The 16,565-nt window shown below is 65.2% G+C and carries 19 protein-coding genes and 1 pseudogene; 4 read left to right on the top strand and 16 right to left on the bottom strand.

The features are described 5' to 3' along the window. Positions 1–142: 142 nt before the first annotated feature. Positions 143–301 (top strand): hypothetical protein, encoded by a 159-nt coding sequence (locus tag OHQ90_RS24560; RefSeq protein ID WP_328401235.1) that lies wholly within the window; start codon positions 143–145, stop codon positions 299–301. Between the two features lie 180 nt (positions 302–481). Here OHQ90_RS24560 and OHQ90_RS24555 read toward each other — a convergent pair whose 3' ends face one another. The 8 genes from OHQ90_RS24555 to OHQ90_RS24520 all read right to left on the bottom strand — a co-directional run bounded on the left by OHQ90_RS24555 (position 482) and on the right by OHQ90_RS24520 (position 8,976). Beyond that, the gene (locus OHQ90_RS24555) at positions 482–877 is read right to left on the bottom strand and encodes a DUF3224 domain-containing protein (protein ID WP_328401233.1); all 396 of its coding nucleotides are present in this window, start codon (positions 875–877) and stop codon (positions 482–484) included. A 50-nt stretch (positions 878–927) separates the two neighbouring features. Next, positions 928–1,812 (bottom strand): Vgb family protein, encoded by an 885-nt coding sequence (locus OHQ90_RS24550; RefSeq protein WP_328401231.1) that lies wholly within the window; start codon positions 1,810–1,812, stop codon positions 928–930. Beyond that, complete coding sequence (locus OHQ90_RS24545) at positions 1,809–2,450, bottom strand: CatB-related O-acetyltransferase (protein WP_328413075.1); 642 nt, start codon at positions 2,448–2,450, stop codon at positions 1,809–1,811. Before OHQ90_RS24545 ends, OHQ90_RS24550 begins: the two co-directional genes overlap by 4 nt. A 979-nt stretch (positions 2,451–3,429) precedes the next feature. Next, complete coding sequence (gene murQ, locus OHQ90_RS24540; RefSeq protein WP_328413073.1) at positions 3,430–4,260, bottom strand: N-acetylmuramic acid 6-phosphate etherase; 831 nt, start codon at positions 4,258–4,260, stop codon at positions 3,430–3,432. Between the two features lie 148 nt (positions 4,261–4,408). Beyond that, positions 4,409–5,272 carry a MurR/RpiR family transcriptional regulator gene (locus tag OHQ90_RS24535; RefSeq protein ID WP_328401229.1) on the bottom strand — a complete coding sequence of 288 codons (864 nt, stop codon included), beginning with the start codon at positions 5,270–5,272 and terminating at the stop codon, positions 4,409–4,411. Between the two features lie 3 nt (positions 5,273–5,275). After that, positions 5,276–6,436, bottom strand: a complete 1,161-nt coding sequence (locus tag OHQ90_RS24530; protein WP_328401227.1) for an anhydro-N-acetylmuramic acid kinase — start codon at positions 6,434–6,436, stop codon at positions 5,276–5,278. Continuing rightward, positions 6,436–7,965, bottom strand: a complete 1,530-nt coding sequence (locus OHQ90_RS24525) for a sodium:solute symporter (RefSeq protein ID WP_328401225.1) — start codon at positions 7,963–7,965, stop codon at positions 6,436–6,438. Before OHQ90_RS24525 ends, OHQ90_RS24530 begins: the two co-directional genes overlap by 1 nt. A 72-nt stretch (positions 7,966–8,037) precedes the next feature. Beyond that, positions 8,038–8,976, bottom strand: a complete 939-nt coding sequence (locus OHQ90_RS24520) for an N-acetylglucosamine kinase (protein ID WP_328401223.1) — start codon at positions 8,974–8,976, stop codon at positions 8,038–8,040. A 71-nt stretch (positions 8,977–9,047) separates the two neighbouring features. Between OHQ90_RS24520 and OHQ90_RS24515 the strand changes: the two genes are divergently transcribed. Both OHQ90_RS24515 and OHQ90_RS24510 read left to right on the top strand, forming a co-directional pair. Then, positions 9,048–9,482 carry a dienelactone hydrolase family protein gene (locus OHQ90_RS24515; protein WP_328401221.1) on the top strand — a complete coding sequence of 145 codons (435 nt, stop codon included), beginning with the start codon at positions 9,048–9,050 and terminating at the stop codon, positions 9,480–9,482. Beyond that, positions 9,479–11,077 carry a peptide ABC transporter substrate-binding protein gene (locus tag OHQ90_RS24510; RefSeq protein WP_328401219.1) on the top strand — a complete coding sequence of 533 codons (1,599 nt, stop codon included), beginning with the start codon at positions 9,479–9,481 and terminating at the stop codon, positions 11,075–11,077. The genes OHQ90_RS24515 and OHQ90_RS24510 overlap by 4 nt, the downstream gene beginning before the upstream one ends. 9 nt (positions 11,078–11,086) lie before the next feature. Here the strand turns inward: OHQ90_RS24510 and OHQ90_RS24505 are convergent, their stop codons facing one another. The 8 genes and pseudogenes from OHQ90_RS24505 to OHQ90_RS24470 all read right to left on the bottom strand — a co-directional run bounded on the left by OHQ90_RS24505 (position 11,087) and on the right by OHQ90_RS24470 (position 15,373). Then, positions 11,087–11,725, bottom strand: a complete 639-nt coding sequence (locus tag OHQ90_RS24505; protein ID WP_328401217.1) for a LysE family translocator — start codon at positions 11,723–11,725, stop codon at positions 11,087–11,089. Between the two features lie 83 nt (positions 11,726–11,808). Further along, a complete protein-coding gene (locus tag OHQ90_RS24500) occupies positions 11,809–11,955 on the bottom strand; it encodes a hypothetical protein (RefSeq protein WP_328401215.1) in 147 nt (48 codons plus the stop codon). A 145-nt stretch (positions 11,956–12,100) separates the two neighbouring features. Then, entirely contained in the window at positions 12,101–12,475 is a 375-nt protein-coding gene (locus OHQ90_RS24495) for a hypothetical protein (RefSeq protein ID WP_328401213.1), read from the bottom strand. Beyond that, complete coding sequence (locus OHQ90_RS24490; protein WP_328401211.1) at positions 12,472–13,134, bottom strand: hypothetical protein; 663 nt, start codon at positions 13,132–13,134, stop codon at positions 12,472–12,474. The genes OHQ90_RS24495 and OHQ90_RS24490 overlap by 4 nt, the downstream gene beginning before the upstream one ends. A gap of 10 nt (positions 13,135–13,144) precedes the next feature. Then, positions 13,145–13,603, bottom strand: a pseudogene (locus OHQ90_RS24485) (LysR substrate-binding domain-containing protein); the annotation flags it as partial. Between the two features lie 62 nt (positions 13,604–13,665). Beyond that, a complete protein-coding gene (locus OHQ90_RS24480) occupies positions 13,666–14,091 on the bottom strand; it encodes a pyridoxamine 5'-phosphate oxidase family protein (RefSeq protein ID WP_328401209.1) in 426 nt (141 codons plus the stop codon). A gap of 83 nt (positions 14,092–14,174) precedes the next feature. After that, complete coding sequence (locus tag OHQ90_RS24475; protein ID WP_328401207.1) at positions 14,175–14,564, bottom strand: MmcQ/YjbR family DNA-binding protein; 390 nt, start codon at positions 14,562–14,564, stop codon at positions 14,175–14,177. A 296-nt stretch (positions 14,565–14,860) separates the two neighbouring features. After that, positions 14,861–15,373 carry a GNAT family N-acetyltransferase gene (locus tag OHQ90_RS24470; protein WP_328401205.1) on the bottom strand — a complete coding sequence of 171 codons (513 nt, stop codon included), beginning with the start codon at positions 15,371–15,373 and terminating at the stop codon, positions 14,861–14,863. Between the two features lie 97 nt (positions 15,374–15,470). On the opposite strand from OHQ90_RS24470, the gene OHQ90_RS24465 reads away from it, so the two are divergent. After that, complete coding sequence (locus OHQ90_RS24465) at positions 15,471–16,112, top strand: class I SAM-dependent methyltransferase (RefSeq protein WP_328401203.1); 642 nt, start codon at positions 15,471–15,473, stop codon at positions 16,110–16,112. Positions 16,113–16,565 lie beyond the last annotated feature (453 nt).

The raw sequence follows: 16,565 nt of genomic DNA, 5'->3' as shown, positions 1-16,565 counted from the left end.
ATCGCCGACCGTATCGAAATCGCCGACCTGTTCACCCGCTTCGCGCGCCTGCTCGGCATATGGGGTCCAGCGACGTGAAAAGTCGCGCTTAGCGGTGTCTTTCCTGGTCGGGGGTGTCGGTGGTCGGTGGGATCATGCGGGCATGACCGAGGCGGTGAATGCGGCGGCGCTGATCGCCGAAGCGCAGCTGCTTATCGGCGAGGTGCTGGCTTTGCGCGCCGCGGATCTGGATCCGGTGTTGTATCCGCCGGATCCTGCGCAGGGCAGTTCGGGGCTGGTTCACGCTTCGCGGACTTGGTGAATGGGCCGGTCGCCGATCCGGCGGATCCGGCCGAGATGCTGTTCTGACCCGGTTGATTCGACCGAACAGCGAGCGCGGTTCATCAACGGCACCGAGTGCGCGCAGCGGCGAGGCGTGCGCCTACCAACTATTGCCCATCGCCGAGGTATCGAAACGCATTGGGGGGTGGCCCGAACACCTTCACAGAGTGTATTCGAGTGTGAGGATCTCTCGTTGCGCCTCTTCGGCGCGGCCGGAGATGCCGGTGAGTTCACCCGTCCCCGAGCCTGGGACGATAGTGCCGAATGTGCGTTGGGTGGTGCCCTCGGCCAAGCCGCCGTGCTGGATAACGAAAGTGCCGCGGCGTCCGTCCAAGGTTCCCTCGACGCGCTCGCTGGCGACATATCCGGCGCCATCGTGGCCTTGTGCGGTGAGCACGTCGACGACACCGGCGCCGTCGATCACCCCGTGGTAGCGCTTGTGGATGCGGACCCGGGTCAGCTTGGGTCCCTCGGCGGGTTCGTCGTAGACGGTCTCGTCGAATTCGGTGATCTCGAAATGTGCGTCGATAGTGTGGGTTTGCTGTTGATCGTCCATCGGTGGTTCCGGGTCTGCGGACCAGATCCCTTGTCTTCCTTTCAATTTCGTTAGGCGGCGAGGCGTGCGAGGGTTCCGATTTCCAATGCTGCCCATATCGCGCCGTCCGGGCCCTGGGTGATGCCGTGGGGTTCTGACCAGGCGGTCGGCAGCTCGTGTGTGGTGATTACGCCGTCGATGGTGATGGCGCCGATGCGGTTGGCGCCCCACTCGGTGAACCAGAGGGTGCCGTCGTCACCGGCTGTGATGGCGTGCGGTCGGGCGGCTCGGTCGGGCAGCGGGAATTCGGTGATCACACCGTCGGTGTCGATGCGGCCGATCTGACCGGCGCCGATCTCGACGAACCATATTGCGCCGTCCGGTCCGGCGGTGACGCCGACCGGTGCCGCGGCCTCGGTCGGTAGTGGGTACAGGGAGATGGCCGGGTTCGTGCCCACGGATATGCGGCCGATCGCGTTGCCGGCGTTCAGGGTGAACCACAGTGCGCCATCGGCACCGGCGGTAATCGCGGCGGGAAACATGCCCGGGGTGGGGAGCGGGAACTCGGTCACCTGGCCTTGCGGAGTGATCCGGCCGACCCTGTCGGAATTGGTCTGGGTGAACCACAGGGCACCGTCGGGTCCTGCGGCGATGCCGAACGGCCCGCACTCGGCAGTGGGCAGCGCGAACTCCCGCACCGCGCCGTCAGTAGTGATCCGGCCGATCCTGTGGGCCCGGTTTTCGGTGAACCACAACGCATCATCAGGTCCGGCGGCGATGATCGTCGGGCCGCAGTCCGGGTCGAGTTGGTGGATTGTGGGCTGCCGGCCAGGAATTAGTCGCCCGATCCGGCCGCTGTGGACCAGCGTGTACCACAGTGCGCCATCGGGGCCTGTGACGATGGCGTACGGACCCTCGTCGGCGCCGGCTACCGGATTTTCTTCGACGGTCGTCATCGGCCGCTCGCCCCACGATGACCGGAGGCGATGCGTTCGATGTCTGCCGGGGCGCCGGCCATGATCGTGCGGGCGTGCTCGGTGACCAGCTCGACCGGCCAATCCCACCAGGCGGCATGCAGCAAGCGGTCGACGTCGGCAGAGTCGAAACGACGGCGGATCGGCGTGGCCGGATTACCGCCAACGATGGTGTAGGGCGGAACGTCCGCGGTGACCAGCGCACCGGCCGCGATAATCGCACCGTCACCGATACGCACCCCGGGTAGCACGGTCGCGCCGTGACCGAACCACACATCGTTGCCGACGACAGTGTCACCCCTGCTGGGCATCCCGGTGACAATATCCAGAGTCTGCTCGGCCCAGCGGCCGCCGAACATCGTGAACGGGAACGTCGAGACGCCCATCGTCGGATGTTCGGCCCCGGCCATCAGGAACCGGGTTCCCGCCGCGATGGCGCAGTACCTGCCGATGATCAGCCGTTCCGGCCCGTAGGCGTAGAGCACGTTGCGCTGCTCGAAACCGGTCGCACCGTCGGGATCGTCGTAGTAGGTGTAGTCCCCCACAACGATTTTCGGCGAGCTGATCAGCGGCCTGAGGAACACCACGCGGTCATGGGCAGGCAGTGGGTGCACGGTCATCGGATCGGGCGACAAACCAAAAGTCCTTTCCTGATACGGCCGGAGAGCAGCGGCCCAGCAATTATGCATGCGCCGCAGGTGCAGGGCGGCATCGAGCTGGCTCGGTAGCGGCCGGGATCTCGTCAGCCCTCGGCGATATGCCGGTCGATGTCGTCGTAATGTGCTCCGGGATCAGCGGTTCGAGTCTGTCCAGGTCCCTCACCCGGGAACACCAACGAATCCACCCCTCGACGACCATCAACCCGCCGCGTGACCAACTGTCACTACGAAAGAGCCACTCCCACCGCGGAATATGGCGGAGGCGCAGCTGCATCCGCGTGGGCACCTCGTTTGGGATCCGGCCACCGCGCGATAGCTCAACGGCGGTGGCTGGCGGCGGGATCGGTCTGAGCCTGCCACCGAATCAACGACTCGGCCGACGGGCGCGCGTACTTTTCCGAGGGACAGTACCGAGGCGTGGCCGCTCATGCGCATCAGCATCGGCGTGGACGCCCCGTCCTCCGCCGCGTGCGTCAACCGGCTATGACGGAGTTGATGCAGCGTGAAGGGCCCGCGGGCGAAGTCGGCGGTGTGGTACTCGAATAATTCGAGGGCCCGTCGATACGACAACCGTCCCCGCAGGGTCGGCGGGTCGATATCGTCCACGGCGACACCGGGTTTCGCCTTGCGGTCGGTCAGGAACACCGGCCCGCGTCTGCGGCGAGCCAGCCGAAGTTTCTGCCCGAACAGGGCACACAGCGCTAAGCGCGACTTTTCGCGTCAGTGGACCCCACGTGCCTGCTCGACGAGAAGCGGACTGGAGCTACCAGCTTTCAGGGCTCGACCAAGATCGCAGCGTGGATCGCCACAGCGTGCCGGTAGTTTCGTGATCTCCTGGTCAGGGGTGATGGGGTGGGCGCGGTCATCGAATGGACCGCACAGAGGAAATCCGATCCCGTGCGCCACCGCGCTATTGCCGCTCGACACTGGTGGCCACGATTCACCGAACGGCGGTGCGTACGAATCCTTGCGTTCGGTCGAGCAGTTTCCGTGCAGCCGCTGCGTCGACCCCGGCCAGCTGCATGACGATGGCGGTCTTCGCGTGACCGCCCGCGGCATCCAACAGGGCTGCGGCAGTGGGCGCGTCAACTCCGGTGGCCTCGGCAATGATGCGACGGGCCCGGTCGACGAGCTTGGCGTTGGTCGGGTGCAGGTCGACCATGAGGTTGCCGTAGACCTTGCCGACCTGGACCATGGTCGCGGTCGAGAGCATATTGCAGACCATCTTCTGTGCGGTGCCCGCTTTCAGCCGGGTGGAACCGGTCACTACCTCCGGGCCGGTCTCGATCTCGATGCCCACGTCGGCATGCGCACTCGAGTCGGCATTGCGGTTGCAGGAGATCGCGACGGTTGCGGCACCCACCGACCGCCCGTAGTGCAACGCCCCGATGGCGTAGGGGGTTCGCCCGCTCGCCGCCAGGGCGACGACGACATCCGCAGCAGTGAGATTTGCTGCGGCCAGGTCCTGTTCGGCGCGCGCCGGATCGTCCTCGGCGCCCTCCACGGCCTTCGAGAATGCTTCGGGACCGCCGGCGATGATCCCGACCACCTCACCGGGATCGATGCCGAAGGTAGGTGGGCATTCGACCGCGTCGAGCACGCCGAGCCTGCCGCTGGTGCCTGCACCGATATAGATCAGCCTGCCGCCGCGCCGCCGCGACTCGACGATCAGCTCGACGGCGCGTGCGATCTGCGGAATTGCTTGTGCCACAGCAGCGGCCACGCCTGCGTCTTCGGCGTTCATGGTGGCCAGCAGCTCGACGAGCGGCATCGAGTCGAGTGCGGTGGTGCGCGGGTTCGGCAGTTCGGTGGTCAATGATCCGATGTTGTGCACTTCGCCTCCTGTGTCCCGCGTGAGATCGACCCGATCCGTGCGCCGTAGGTGTTCGCCCACGCCGTCAGTGCACCGCGAGTGCGGCTCACCCCAGCTCCTTCGTCCGGCGATCCGCGACGGCGTCATAGGTTCGGCGCAAGGCCGCAGGCGCCGACGGCGTGCGCTGCAGGACACCGACGTAGAGCGCGTCCACGACGAGTAGCTGACTCATCCGGCTCGCCATTGCCGCGGAACGGAATCCGTCTTCGCGGCCGGCCACGAGCACTGTGTGTGCGGCCGAACGAGCCAGCTTCGACTGGGCTCCGGCCGTCACCGCGACCGTCGTCGCCTGGGCGCTCACCGCGCGCAGCACCGCGTCGACGACCCCTGCGGTTTCGCCGGAGTGCGAGAAAGCGACAGTCACGTCGCCTGGCTCCAGCAGGCTCGCCTGCACGAGTGCGTCGTCCTCGGATGTGCAAGCACCGCACCACATTCCGATCCTGGTCAGCTTCTGCGCCATGTCGATCGCGACGAGCCCGGACGCCCCGATTCCGATGAGCTGCACCCGCCGCGCCCCGACCAGTGCGTCGACGACCGCCTCCATGGTCGCGGGGTCGGCGAGTTCCGCGGTCGCCAGCATCCCCTCGGTCTCGAAGGCGGTCAGCTTGTGCAGCACCTTCGACAGCGCATCGTCGGCGTCGATGTCGGTGGCGAACACCGGTGCCCGGTCCTCGGCGCCCGTTGCGGCCAGTGCGAGACGCAGCTGCGGATAGCCCTCATAGCCGAGCATTTTGGCCAGCCGAACGACCGCAGACGTGCTCGTCGCGGACCGCTCCGCGAGTTGATTCACCGTCAGCTGCGCGGCGCCCGAAGGGTTGTGCTGAATCACCCGCGCAACCTTCAGCGCGCTCGGGGTGAGCTGTGGGATGGCCGCGAGTAGTCGGGTGCGGATGTCCTCACGTTCTGTCATGGTTCACCCCGCCACCGTGAGGCGTTGCAGGGGCGTGGTCGGAGTCGCGGGGAAGTCGAATCCCGCTGCGCCGGGTGTAAGAGACCCGAGCACCGTCGCATGTGCCGCTCCGGTGCAGGCTGCATGGTTGCCTGCGAGCCCGTGCACGGTGAGGAAGCCGAGTACGGCGAATGCCGTGGCCTCCTTGGCGGCCGAGGGCAGGCCGAGTTCGTCGGAGGTGCGCAGCGTTGTGGTGCGCAGGTGCTCACGCACCATCGCCATGAGGGTGGGGTTGCGTGTTCCCCCGCCCGAGGCGATGACTTCGGTGGGTTCGAAAGAGTCGAGGGCATCGGCGATGGTGCGTGCGGTCACTGCGGTCACGGTGGCGACGATATCGTCGTCGGCCAACGTCCGGCCCTGCAACACGCGCTCGAGGTAGCCGCGATTGAACAGCTCCTTACCGGTCGTCTTCGGCGGCATGGCGTCGTAATAAGGCTCTGTGAGAAGGGTTTCCAGTAGCGAGTCGTCCACCATCCCGCGGTCAGCGCGGACACCGTCGCGGTCGAAGTGTTCGCTGCCGCCGGTGACGAGCTCGACCGCCGCATCGATCAACGCATTGCCCGGTCCGGTGTCGAACGCCGCCGGTGGGTCGCCGGTGACGGTCACGTTGGCGATGCCGCCGATATTGAGCGCTGCCGAGCAACCCGGGCGCCCGGCCAGCCACAGCACATCGAACAGCCCGACCAGTGGTGCGCCCTGCCCGCCCGCGGCGACGTCGCGTGCGCGGAAGTCGCTGACGACCGGCACACCGGTGCGCTCGGCGATCCACGCGGGCTGCCCGAGCTGCAGCGTGCCGTGCGTGGTGCCGTCGCGCACCCAGTGGTAGACGGTTTGACCATGCGATGCGACGAGATCCACTGTGCCGCCGAAGAACTCGTCGATGGCCGCACCGGCGGCAGCAGCGAACGCCTGTCCGATGGCGGTGTCGAGCCTGCACACGGCCGCCATGTCGAGCGAGCCGGGCGGCAGTGCCGCGATCAGTTCCGCGCGCAGCCAGTCGGGATATGGCCGGCTGAGCAGCCCGACTACGCGGACATACATGGTGCCCTCCCGCGCGACGATGTCCGCGCCGACGGCGTCGATCGCATCGTGGGAGGTGCCCGACATCAACCCGATGACCCGCATCAGGCCACCACCTCGATCGGTTCGGGCTCGGTGCGTGCGGGTGCCGGATGGAAGCGGCTGGTGAGCCCACCGACCGCCAACGTGACGAGCACGCCGATCGGCACCAGCCACTGAGCGGCGATGCCCTTCTCTGTCACCTTCCCCGCGACCGTGACATCAATCTTGATGACCCGCACGACGAACGTCATCACGATCACGGTGACGACGAAGGCGACGATGGCATCGAATTGGTTGGCGCGCGCGACGAGCCGACCGAGCAAGAAGGCCCCGAGCAGCGCCCCGTAGGTGTATCCCGCGATCGTGAGCGCCGTGAGGTAGACGTTGCCGGTCGTCGCGCTGAATCCCATGGCGAACAGTGCCATCAGCACCGCCCACACCAGCGTCATGACCCGCGCCAGCCGCAGCAGTGACTCATCGGAGATCGCGGTGCGGCTGAAGCTGCGAATGATGTCCGCGACGGTCGAATTCGCCATCGAGTTCAGCGCGGAGGACAGCGAACCCATCGCCGCGCCGAGGATTCCGGCGACCAGCAGCCCCGATATCACCACCGGCAGGCCGTGCAGAATGAAGTCGGGATACAGGCTGTCGGCGCTGGACAGGCCGAGCTCTTTGGGTGTCTTGCCACCGTTGTATGACCACAGCAACGCACCGACCAGGGAGAACGCCGCGAATTGCAGCGCGACGAAGACACCGGAGGCGATCATCGCCCGCTGACTGTCGCGCAGTGACCTCGTCGCGAGGATGCGCTGCACGATCAACTGGTCGGAGCCGTGCGAGGCCATGGCGAAGAGTGCGCCGCCGAGGATCGCCGTCGGCAGTGCGAAGCTGTTGGTGAGGACGTGCCCGAGATCGAAATCGGTGTCGAAGACACGGAACTTGCCTGCGTGCAACGCATCCGACCAGCCGTCGGCTCCGACATGACCGGTGAGGACGCAGATCGCGATGATGGCTCCGGTGAGGTAGAGGCCCATCTGCAGTGCGTCGGTCCAGATGACGGCCTTGATGCCGCCGAGGTAGGTGTACACGACCGTCAGCAGTGTCAGTGCGACGATGATGACGTCGTAGCCGATGTTCAGGCCGAACTCGCTGAGCAGCAGCTTGATCGGGATGGCGGAGGCGAACAGGCGCACGCCCTCGGCGAGCAACCGGGTGAAGACGAATGTCACCGAAGCGACACCCTGCAGATAGCGGCCGAACCGCAGCTCGAGGTACTGGTAGGCGCTGACGAAGCCGCCGCGTTTGTACAGCGGGATCAAGGCGATCGCCACGATCGTGCGGCCGATGATGTAGCCCAGTGCCAGCTCGACATTGCCGAAACCCTGGTCGGTGTAGGCGCCGCCGGGGACGGAGATGACCGTGAGCACGCTCGTCTCGGTCGCGACAACCGAGAAACACACTGTCCACCAGGGCATTCGCCCCTCGCCAACGAAGTAGTCGCTGCTGGATTTCTGCTTCCCGGACAGGCGTAGGCCGATCCAGGCGACGACGACGAGGTATACGACGATGACGGCGAGATTGAGTGCGTTCATCGCAACTCCCCGGTGACGCGGCGGACTAATGCAAATAAGTGTCAGTCGTCACATGTGCGGTGTCAATATTTGTCAGACTATTCGCGCCACCAATGCTTCGAGTGCGGTCGTCGGGTCGAGGGCCAGGAGTGCCGCGCCGTCGATCGGATCACCCAGCGGTGCCCGGCGATCGATCGCGTGCGCTATCGAATGATCGAGGGGGTCCAGTAACGCTGCGCCGAGTTTCAGCAGGCCTCCGGTGATCGCATACGGCACCGGAGGACGGATGCCGGATCGGTCGATCGCGGCGAGGACCGTCCGGGCCAGCGCACCGCCCGCGGCCGTCATGATGGTGGCCGCTGTCTCATCGGTCGCGGCGGCCGTGGCGACGAACGGGGCGAAGCGAGCGGCGATCAGAGTTGGATTGTCTTGTTGCCCCAGATATTTCGGCAACTCGTCCAGGGTGATGCCATACAGTTCACCGACCGCATCGACCAGAGCGGTGCGTGGAGCGCGGCCGTCGTGGGCGCGCAATACGGCCCGCAAGCCTTCGGAACCGATCCACCCGCCGCTGCCCTCGTCACCGAGCAGCGGTCCCCAACCATCGACCCTGGTGAAACGCCCGGCGGCGTCGACCGCTGTCGCGACGGCTCCGGTGCCCGCCGTGAGGACGACACCCGGTGATCCGCCGAGCGCTCCCGCATGGGCGGTGACGGCGTCGGAGGTCACCGCGACCGATGCGGCGGCGACCGAGGAAATGGTGCGCACCGCGGCCAGGTGTTGCGCGAGGACCGCGGCAGCCTCCGGATCGGACGCGGCCCCCGCCGCACCAACAGACAGGACGAAAGGCGTTGTCGGAGCGATCTGGTCGATGACGGCGCGAATCGCATGCTCCGCCGCGGCAACGCCGCCCGCGTTCGCGAGGGCGGGGGAGCCCCGCCCTTCGGCGTATCGAGTCTGGCCGCCGTCGACCCGCAAGGAGCCCCGACAGCTTGTCTTGCCGAGGTCGACGGCGAGGACATAGCTGGTCATGAGCCAATATCTTTGCAGTTACCGCGGGCCGAGTCGGCGGTGGCGGAAAATCTCCCCGAAAAGTAGCGAAAGTGTCGGTGCCGGTCCTTGCCATGCACGGCACACAGGATGTCGTGTGCCCGATGGGCATGGTTCAGGCCCTGTCCGAGGAGATGGACAACGCAGGCAACGACGCCACGATCGTCCTCTACACCGGCACCCACCACGCCTTCTACAACCCTGAAGCGGGCACCGATCCGACGGCTCGCCTCGTCTACTCGGCGACGGCCGAGGCGCGCTCCCGGGACATGATCGATGAGTTCTTGGCGCAGACATTGACCTCAGCCGCGGTGCCGGTCGACCACGCGACGAGCCCGAAGGGATCGGATGATCGGTGGATCCGAGGACAACGTGCATTCGAATCGCTACTGTCCGAGGGCATTAGGCGAACCACATCGGCATTGCGGTGGTCGACCTCACGTGCGTGCCGTGGATTCGCTCCTTCTCTAACCAGGAGAGCGCGTTGAGATTCACCAGAGCTACAGCGTTGATCGCGACGGCACTGCTTGCCACAAGTGTCGGGCTGTCCGCATGTTCGTCGAGCGACAATGCCGAGGCCGATATCGTCACGACGAATGGCGGCGAGCCACAGAACCCCTTGGTGCCCACCAATACCAACGAGAATATGGGCAGTCGTGTCACCGATCGACTGTTCGCGGGTCTGAAGTATTACGACGCGAACGGGGTAGCCCATGACGAGGTGGCGGAGTCGATCAAGTCGACGGATCGGAAGAACTACACGATCACCATCAAGCCGGACTGGAAGTTCACCGATGGCACGACCGTGACGGCGAAGTCGTTCGTCGACGCCTGGAACTACGGCGCATTCGGCACCAATGCGCAGTTGCAGGGCTCGGTGTTCGACCCGATCCTCGGATACGACGAGGTGTCGGCGGAAAAGCCGACGGCACAGACGATGTCGGGGCTGAAAGTCGTCGACGAACGAACCTTCACCGTGGAGTTGAAGCAACCGTCCATCGATTTCGAGACCGCATTGGGCTTCATCGCGTTCTATCCGCTGCCCGAGGTTGCGTTCAAGGACATGAAGGCCTTCGGTGCGAACCCGGTCGGCAACGGGCCGTACAAGTTCGAAACGTGGGAGCACAACGTCGAGATCGATCTGGCGCCCAACCCCGATTATCGAGGCGGGCGCCCGGCCAAGAACAAGGGCCTGCGATTTGTGATGTACCAGTCGTTCGACACGGCCTACTCCGATCTGCTGGCGGGCAATCTCGATACCCTCGATATCATCCCGGACTCAGCACTCTCGACCTACAAAAAAGATCTGGGCGACCGGGCGATCACCAAGCCGATCGCGTACAAAGCGTGCCTCGGCATCCAGACCAATGTTCCGCACTTCGGCGGCGAGGAGGGTCTGCTGCGCCGCAAAGCGTTGTCGATGGCAATCAATCGAGAACAGATCTCCGAGAACATCTTCCAGGGTCTCAGGAAGCCCGCGCGTGATTTCACCGCGAGCACCCTGCCCGGATTCAACGGCAACCTGCCGGGCTCCGAGGTATTGAAGTACAACCCGGAGGAGGCCAAGAAGGTGTGGGCGCAGGCGGATGCCATGTCACCGTGGTCGGGTCGTTACGAGATCGCCTACAACTCCGACGGCGGCCACCAAGCGTGGGTCGAAGCGGTCGCGAACAGTATCAAGAACACCCTCGGTATCGATGCGGTCGGTGCGCCGTCTCCGACGTTCAAAAACATTCGGGACCTGGTGAATTCGAGGGCCATCGGTAAAGCGTTCCGTTACGGCTGGCAGGGCGATTACCCCACCATGCTGCAGTTCCTGACCTCCATGTACTACAGCTTCTCCACGATCAACAATGTCGACTACAAGAACCCCGAGTTGGACGCCCTGCTCGATGCGGCGCTCGCCGCTGCGACCTTGGAGGAGTCCTACAAGATCGTGGCCCAGGCTCAGACTCTGCTGATCAAGGACATGGCCGACATCCCGCTGTTCGATTACGTTGCTGCCGCGGGACGGTCGGACCGAGTGAAGAAGGCCGAGCTCACCTGGAACGGGCTGTTCGACTTCGAAGGAATCGAGAAGTAGCCGCAATGCTCACGGCGTCTCGGACAATGCCAGCTTCACTCCGAAAGCCAGCAGGACCGAGCCGGTCATCGCTTCCATCGCTCGCTTGACCGAGGGGCGGGCTATCCACGTTCTCGTAAACTGCACGCCGAATATCAGCACACTGAACCACAGCATTCCCTCGATGTCGTGGACCACCGCGAGCGCCACCCCCATCGCCAGGTGTGGCGCCTCCGGCGGGATGAACTGGGGCAGCATCGCGATGTAGAAGACGCCGATCTTCGGATTGAGGAGATTGGTGGCCGCACCGCGCGCCCACGCGCGCAGCAGGCCACCGCTCGCGTCGCCGTCGCCGTCGCCGGCGGTGGACCCACGACCGCGCCACAGCGTGACCAAGGTCTTGACGCCGAGCCAGACGAGGTACACCGCGCCCGCGATCCGCAACACCGTGTAGGCCAGATGCGAGGTGGTCAGCAACACCGAAAGGCCGCACGCCGCAGCCGCGCCCCAGACCAGCACACCGGTCCCCACGCCGAGCGCCGTCGCGAAGGCGTGGGGGGAGCCTCGGACAATGGCGGCGCGCAGCACCAGTGCGGTGTCCACGCCGGGAACCAGCGTGAGCAGTCCTGCCACAGCGGCGAAGGAAACCAGGCCCATCCAGACACTCATGGACTCAACTTACTTGCCTCAGCGCATCTTCCACTCGCTGTGCACGTACGGCCACGATCGTCGAGCCCGGAACGGCGTTCGCCCTACCGGCACTCACCGATCGGGTGGTTGTCGGTCAGCTGGACGACCGAGGTCTGCGCGGGCCCGTCTATGGCGTCGAGCAATTCGATGGTTCCGGATCCGGCAAGGATTATCCCGGCGGTGGCGAGGATGAGCGCGGAAAGCTTCATCGTCGACCTCCCTCCACAGTGCTGAATGGTTCGATCCAACGTCTGCCATCGGAGGATGTCCACTGTTTGCGAAGGTAGGGCACGTCCTGATCAGTGTTCACACTGGCCAGTGTCAACACCGGCCCACCGCCGGTCCGTGCCCGAACTACAGCGGGTCGGAGATTTCGGGCACGGTGTCGGAAATTTCGGGTCGGTTGCGATGGGATGCGGCGATCAGCAGCACCACCACGCCGGCGAGCACCGTATGTGCGGCCCACAGTGCGAGCCACGGCAGCAGGAAGCCCTCATCGGTGAACTGGCCACGATCGCCCACGCAATACAGCGTGAAATTTGTTCCGGTGCCTTCGGAGTCGACGAAGGTGTCCGATACGACCATCGGTTCGGGGTACGGTTCGGCGCAGAACAACGGTGCGGTCAGCTTCGCCTCTCCGGGCCAGACAGCAATCGGCAGTACGCATCCGACAATGGCGGTGCATGCCGCGATCGCGGCGAGGGCCATCATCAGTTTCCCGAGACTCATGCCCGCTGCACCCGAATGAACGCTCCGGCGCTGTCGAACTGGGCGACCGCTGCGGCACGCGGCGAGGTGACGTTGACAGTGATCAGAATGTCGCGGCCGAATCGATTCACCAAAATCGTTGATACATAGCCCTGTTCGAGCCCGCTGCGCGCGAGTGCGGTATCGACGACATCCTCGATCCGCGACAAGCCGGTCACCTCACTGACCGCGAACGCCTCCCCGTCCAGATCATCGGAGGCCGACACCTGCACCGGCGCGGGTTTGCTCAGCGACCCCTGACCGAACGTGTAGTCGTCGAGCTGCTCCGAATGCTGCGGCACTCGAATACGCAAGTGCGCCATCGCCTGCGGGCCTGCGAGGTTGTCTTTCCCGCTGAGGAATCGGGTGAGCTGGGGCGGCTGATCGGGCACGACGATCCGCAACTGCGACGAGTTCGGCGCGGTCAACAGGATGACGCTGGTCTGAAAGTCCGCCACCCCCAAGCGCTCCCGCAAGGCCTCGATCGCCGCGGCCGGCAGTGCGGTCACCAACCCGCCGCCCCGTTCGTGTACCAGGTTCTCGAAGTCGCCGCGATCGACTGCACCGATGCATCCCGTGGCAGTCAGCGCTACCACGCAGGCTCCCAGCATCGACGTACGCCATCTCCGGGTCTGCGTCATGGGTGGCATGCTAACGGGCATCGGTGTCGGAAGGCCGAAGTCCTGGCAGGCGATGCGGTTCGGCAGTGATGGCATCGTGGAGTGCCTGTTCTGGAGCGGTCGTGTGGGTGCGGCGATGCATGAGGACGAATTCGAGGTCGCCGAGGGCAGGCAGGTGGCGCCTCGAGTTCGAGAGGCCGTCGGGCAGCAGGCTTGCGGGCGTGGACGACGTAGCCGAGTCCGGCGAGCGCTGCGGCGCGCAGGCCGAGTTGCTGTCGCTGACACAGGTGGTGCGCCAGACTCGGCCTGCGCGATCGAGTGCCTGTAATGCGATCCGTCTGGTGAGACTGGGCGGCGGGTACGTCATGAAGGGGATCGGATCGTCCGCAGCGGCAACGCCGGGCGGGCCTGCCCACACCAGGCGGTAGCGCCAGATCAGCTCGCCGTGCTGTTCGCCGGGGAGTCGCTTGCCGAACACCAGGTCCAGCTCCGGGCCATCGGAACCCGCGCGGCCGCGCTCGGCGGCGCTGCTGTCGCGGCCGCGAGGGTGAGTCAGTTCAGCCAGTCGCCGATGCCACTGACTTTGGTGATGGTCACGCGGATGAGTTCACCGTCACCGGCCGCCGGATCGGAGAGGAAGTCGGAGTCGGGTCCGATGTAGGACTTGGCGAGCCGGTTCAGCAGCTCACGGCCACCGGGCCCGGCCACCACGGCATTGCCCTCGACGACCACGTATTCGGCGAGACCGTAGTCGTCGATCCGGCCGGACTGATAGGACACCGCGACGCGGGGATCGCGTTGTAGGTTGCGGACATAGCGTTTGTCCAGGCCCATCGACCCGATGGTGAGTGCGTCGGCCTCGGCGTGGGTCCACACGCAGCGGACGTGCGGTGAGCCGTCGGCGTTGGTCGTGACCAGATGGGCGAGCAAACCGCCGTTGATCGCGTCCACAGCCTTGGCAGGCAACGTAGTTGGCATGCCCGAGGTTAACCCGTCGGCACGGCCGAGGCGGCACGATCGCTCGTGCCGCAGAGCCATGGGCGCGATGGATATGAGCCGGACTACGAATCGGACGTGGACGTGTTCGGGTGATCGTGCAGAAACTTCGGCACCACCATGCGCCACGCGTCGATGACGAGTTCGCGCATCTCCTGCTCGTCGATGGCGGCCGTCCAGCAGTCGACCCAGTTGTAGCGCTGATCCGACACCCGCGGCATCCGGAACTTCTCCGGTTCGGCCGCGATGAGCGCGGCGCGTTCCTGCTTGGGAAAGGCGAAGCCCATGACCGACTCGTCGCGGGAGAAAGCGAGATATACGATCCGACCGACGCGGAACTTGATGCGGTCCGCTATGACCGCCTCGTAGGAGCGAGGGAGGGTGAGTGCAAGTCCGCGCACGTCCTCGACGGTGACCATGCGCCGATCGTGCCACTGGGCACCGACAACTTTCATTTCGCATTCCTCCAGGGCTGCCCGGCGGTATCGTCCGTGACCTGAGGCTATGTCTCTGCTCGGAACCGCCGTCATCGTCGAGGAGGTCGCGATGCCGCGACGCATTTCAGGCCGCGCTCTGTGGCGCCACCTGCTTCGTGGATTGATCCTGTGCGGAGCGTGCTTCGGCGGATCGGCGCGGTGCTACGCGGAGTGGACCCGCGACAATCCCGTCGACGCACAGCCTGCCACACGGTGGGATTGGTCGGTTCCCCACGAGTGGTACGACATGGCGCATCGTCGCTGACGCACCGATCTCAGCGTAATTCCAGCTGTCGAGCGAGGCGCTTGACATAGCGATGGCACGGCACCGAGACAGGACCGTCGGGGCCGGGCGCGAGATGGGCGAAGGGGCCCTCGTCCGACCAGCCGTTGCGGGCATAGAACTTTCGAGCGCGAATATTGCCTGGCACTACGGCCAGCCATGCACGTTGGTATCCATTGGCACGCACCTGATCCTCTGCGGCGCCCAGCAGCGGTGCTGCGACGCCGCTGCCGCGGTGGTCACCGGAAACGTAGACCTGCTCGACTTCGTCATCGACGACCATCACGAACCCGGCGACCTCGCCGGCGACCATCAGCACCGTCGTGTCGTCGATCCGTTGCACAGCACGCAGTGCGAACGACTCCTGCGGACGGATCGCGACGAGCTCGTCGGGAACGTTTCCCAGATGGCCGTCGCGCCATCCGGCGTACCAGATAGCCGCAATGGACTCCGCGTCTTCGGCCCGCGCCTCACGCAGCTCCACGGCCGCACCGGCATCCGTCATCTGCGCAATGTATCAGCGAGATTCGGCCGCGGTCACGGCCGAGAACGACGCGGCCCGGCGTTGACATGAATCGAAGTTGAGGTTGGAAACTGGAGGGATGATCCAACCTGCCGAATTCTGGAATTCCGTCTATGACAGCGGTGCCGCGCCGTGGGTGATCGGCGAGCCTCAGCCCGCGATCGTCGACATGATCGCACAGGGCCTGGTGCGCGGCGCGGTGCTCGACGTCGGGTGTGGAGCCGGAGAGCACACCATTCATCTGGCCCGGCTCGGCTACGACGTGCTCGGGGTGGATCTGTCGCCGAGCGCGATCGCCTACGCCAGGGCCAATGCGGAGGCACACCGTGTCTCCGCGCGTTTCGAGGTTGCCGATGCACTGGATCTCGGCCGAGAACCCCTGTACGACACCATCATCGACAGCGCGCTGTTCCATGTCTTCGCACACGACAACGGCGACCCGGCCGACTACGTCCGTAGTCTGCACCGGGTGTGCAAACCCGGCGGGCTGGTCCATGTCCTTGCCCTCTCGACCGCCGAACCGGGTTTCGGTCCGCGCATCGGCCGTGAGGCCATTGCGGACGCGTTCGGTGGCGGCTGGGTGCTCGAGGGGTTGCAGCCCGTTCGTTACCGTGGCCGTGTCACCGAGGTGGTTACCGAGGCCGAGCAACTCGGACTCACCCCGGGCAGCGTGGTCGACGAAGCGGCCTGGTTGGCCAGGGTGCGTCGCGCCGAGAAGTAGCAGCGAAAGGTGAGCTCGCCTGATTGTGTTGTTATGCCGACACATTCGGAGGACGAGTGGGATTGTGGGCGGCCATGCTTTGCTGCCCATGATCTCCGTTACTGATCTCCGCGTGTCCCAATGCGATTCCTGGGAATAGGAGCGAACTCCCAAGTCGACGAACGAGACTTAATTGATGAACGCGATGCGAACTTGGCGCATTGTGTTTGTTTTTCCAGGAATGCGCAGCGCATCGATAATTCGCGCCCAATTTGTATACATCGCTGATGTCGTACACGTGCGATCAGAACCCACTGAGCAGATTCAAGTCAGGGGAGGGCGCTTCGGTGGCGCTTGCATGCGTGATGGAATCACACACGCAATGCGTTGACGCTGTGGTCGACGGATTCTCGCTGCAGATTCGCGACGTGCAAACTCTTTGGTGGGGGTAACCACCTTCTGGTCATGACGCAG

It is taken from the genome of Nocardia sp. NBC_00403, from assembly GCF_036046055.1.
Lineage (GTDB): Bacteria > Actinomycetota > Actinomycetes > Mycobacteriales > Mycobacteriaceae > Nocardia.
The sequence above is the reverse complement of the archived record's forward strand: the minus strand, read 5'-3'. Positions and strand labels throughout refer to the sequence as shown.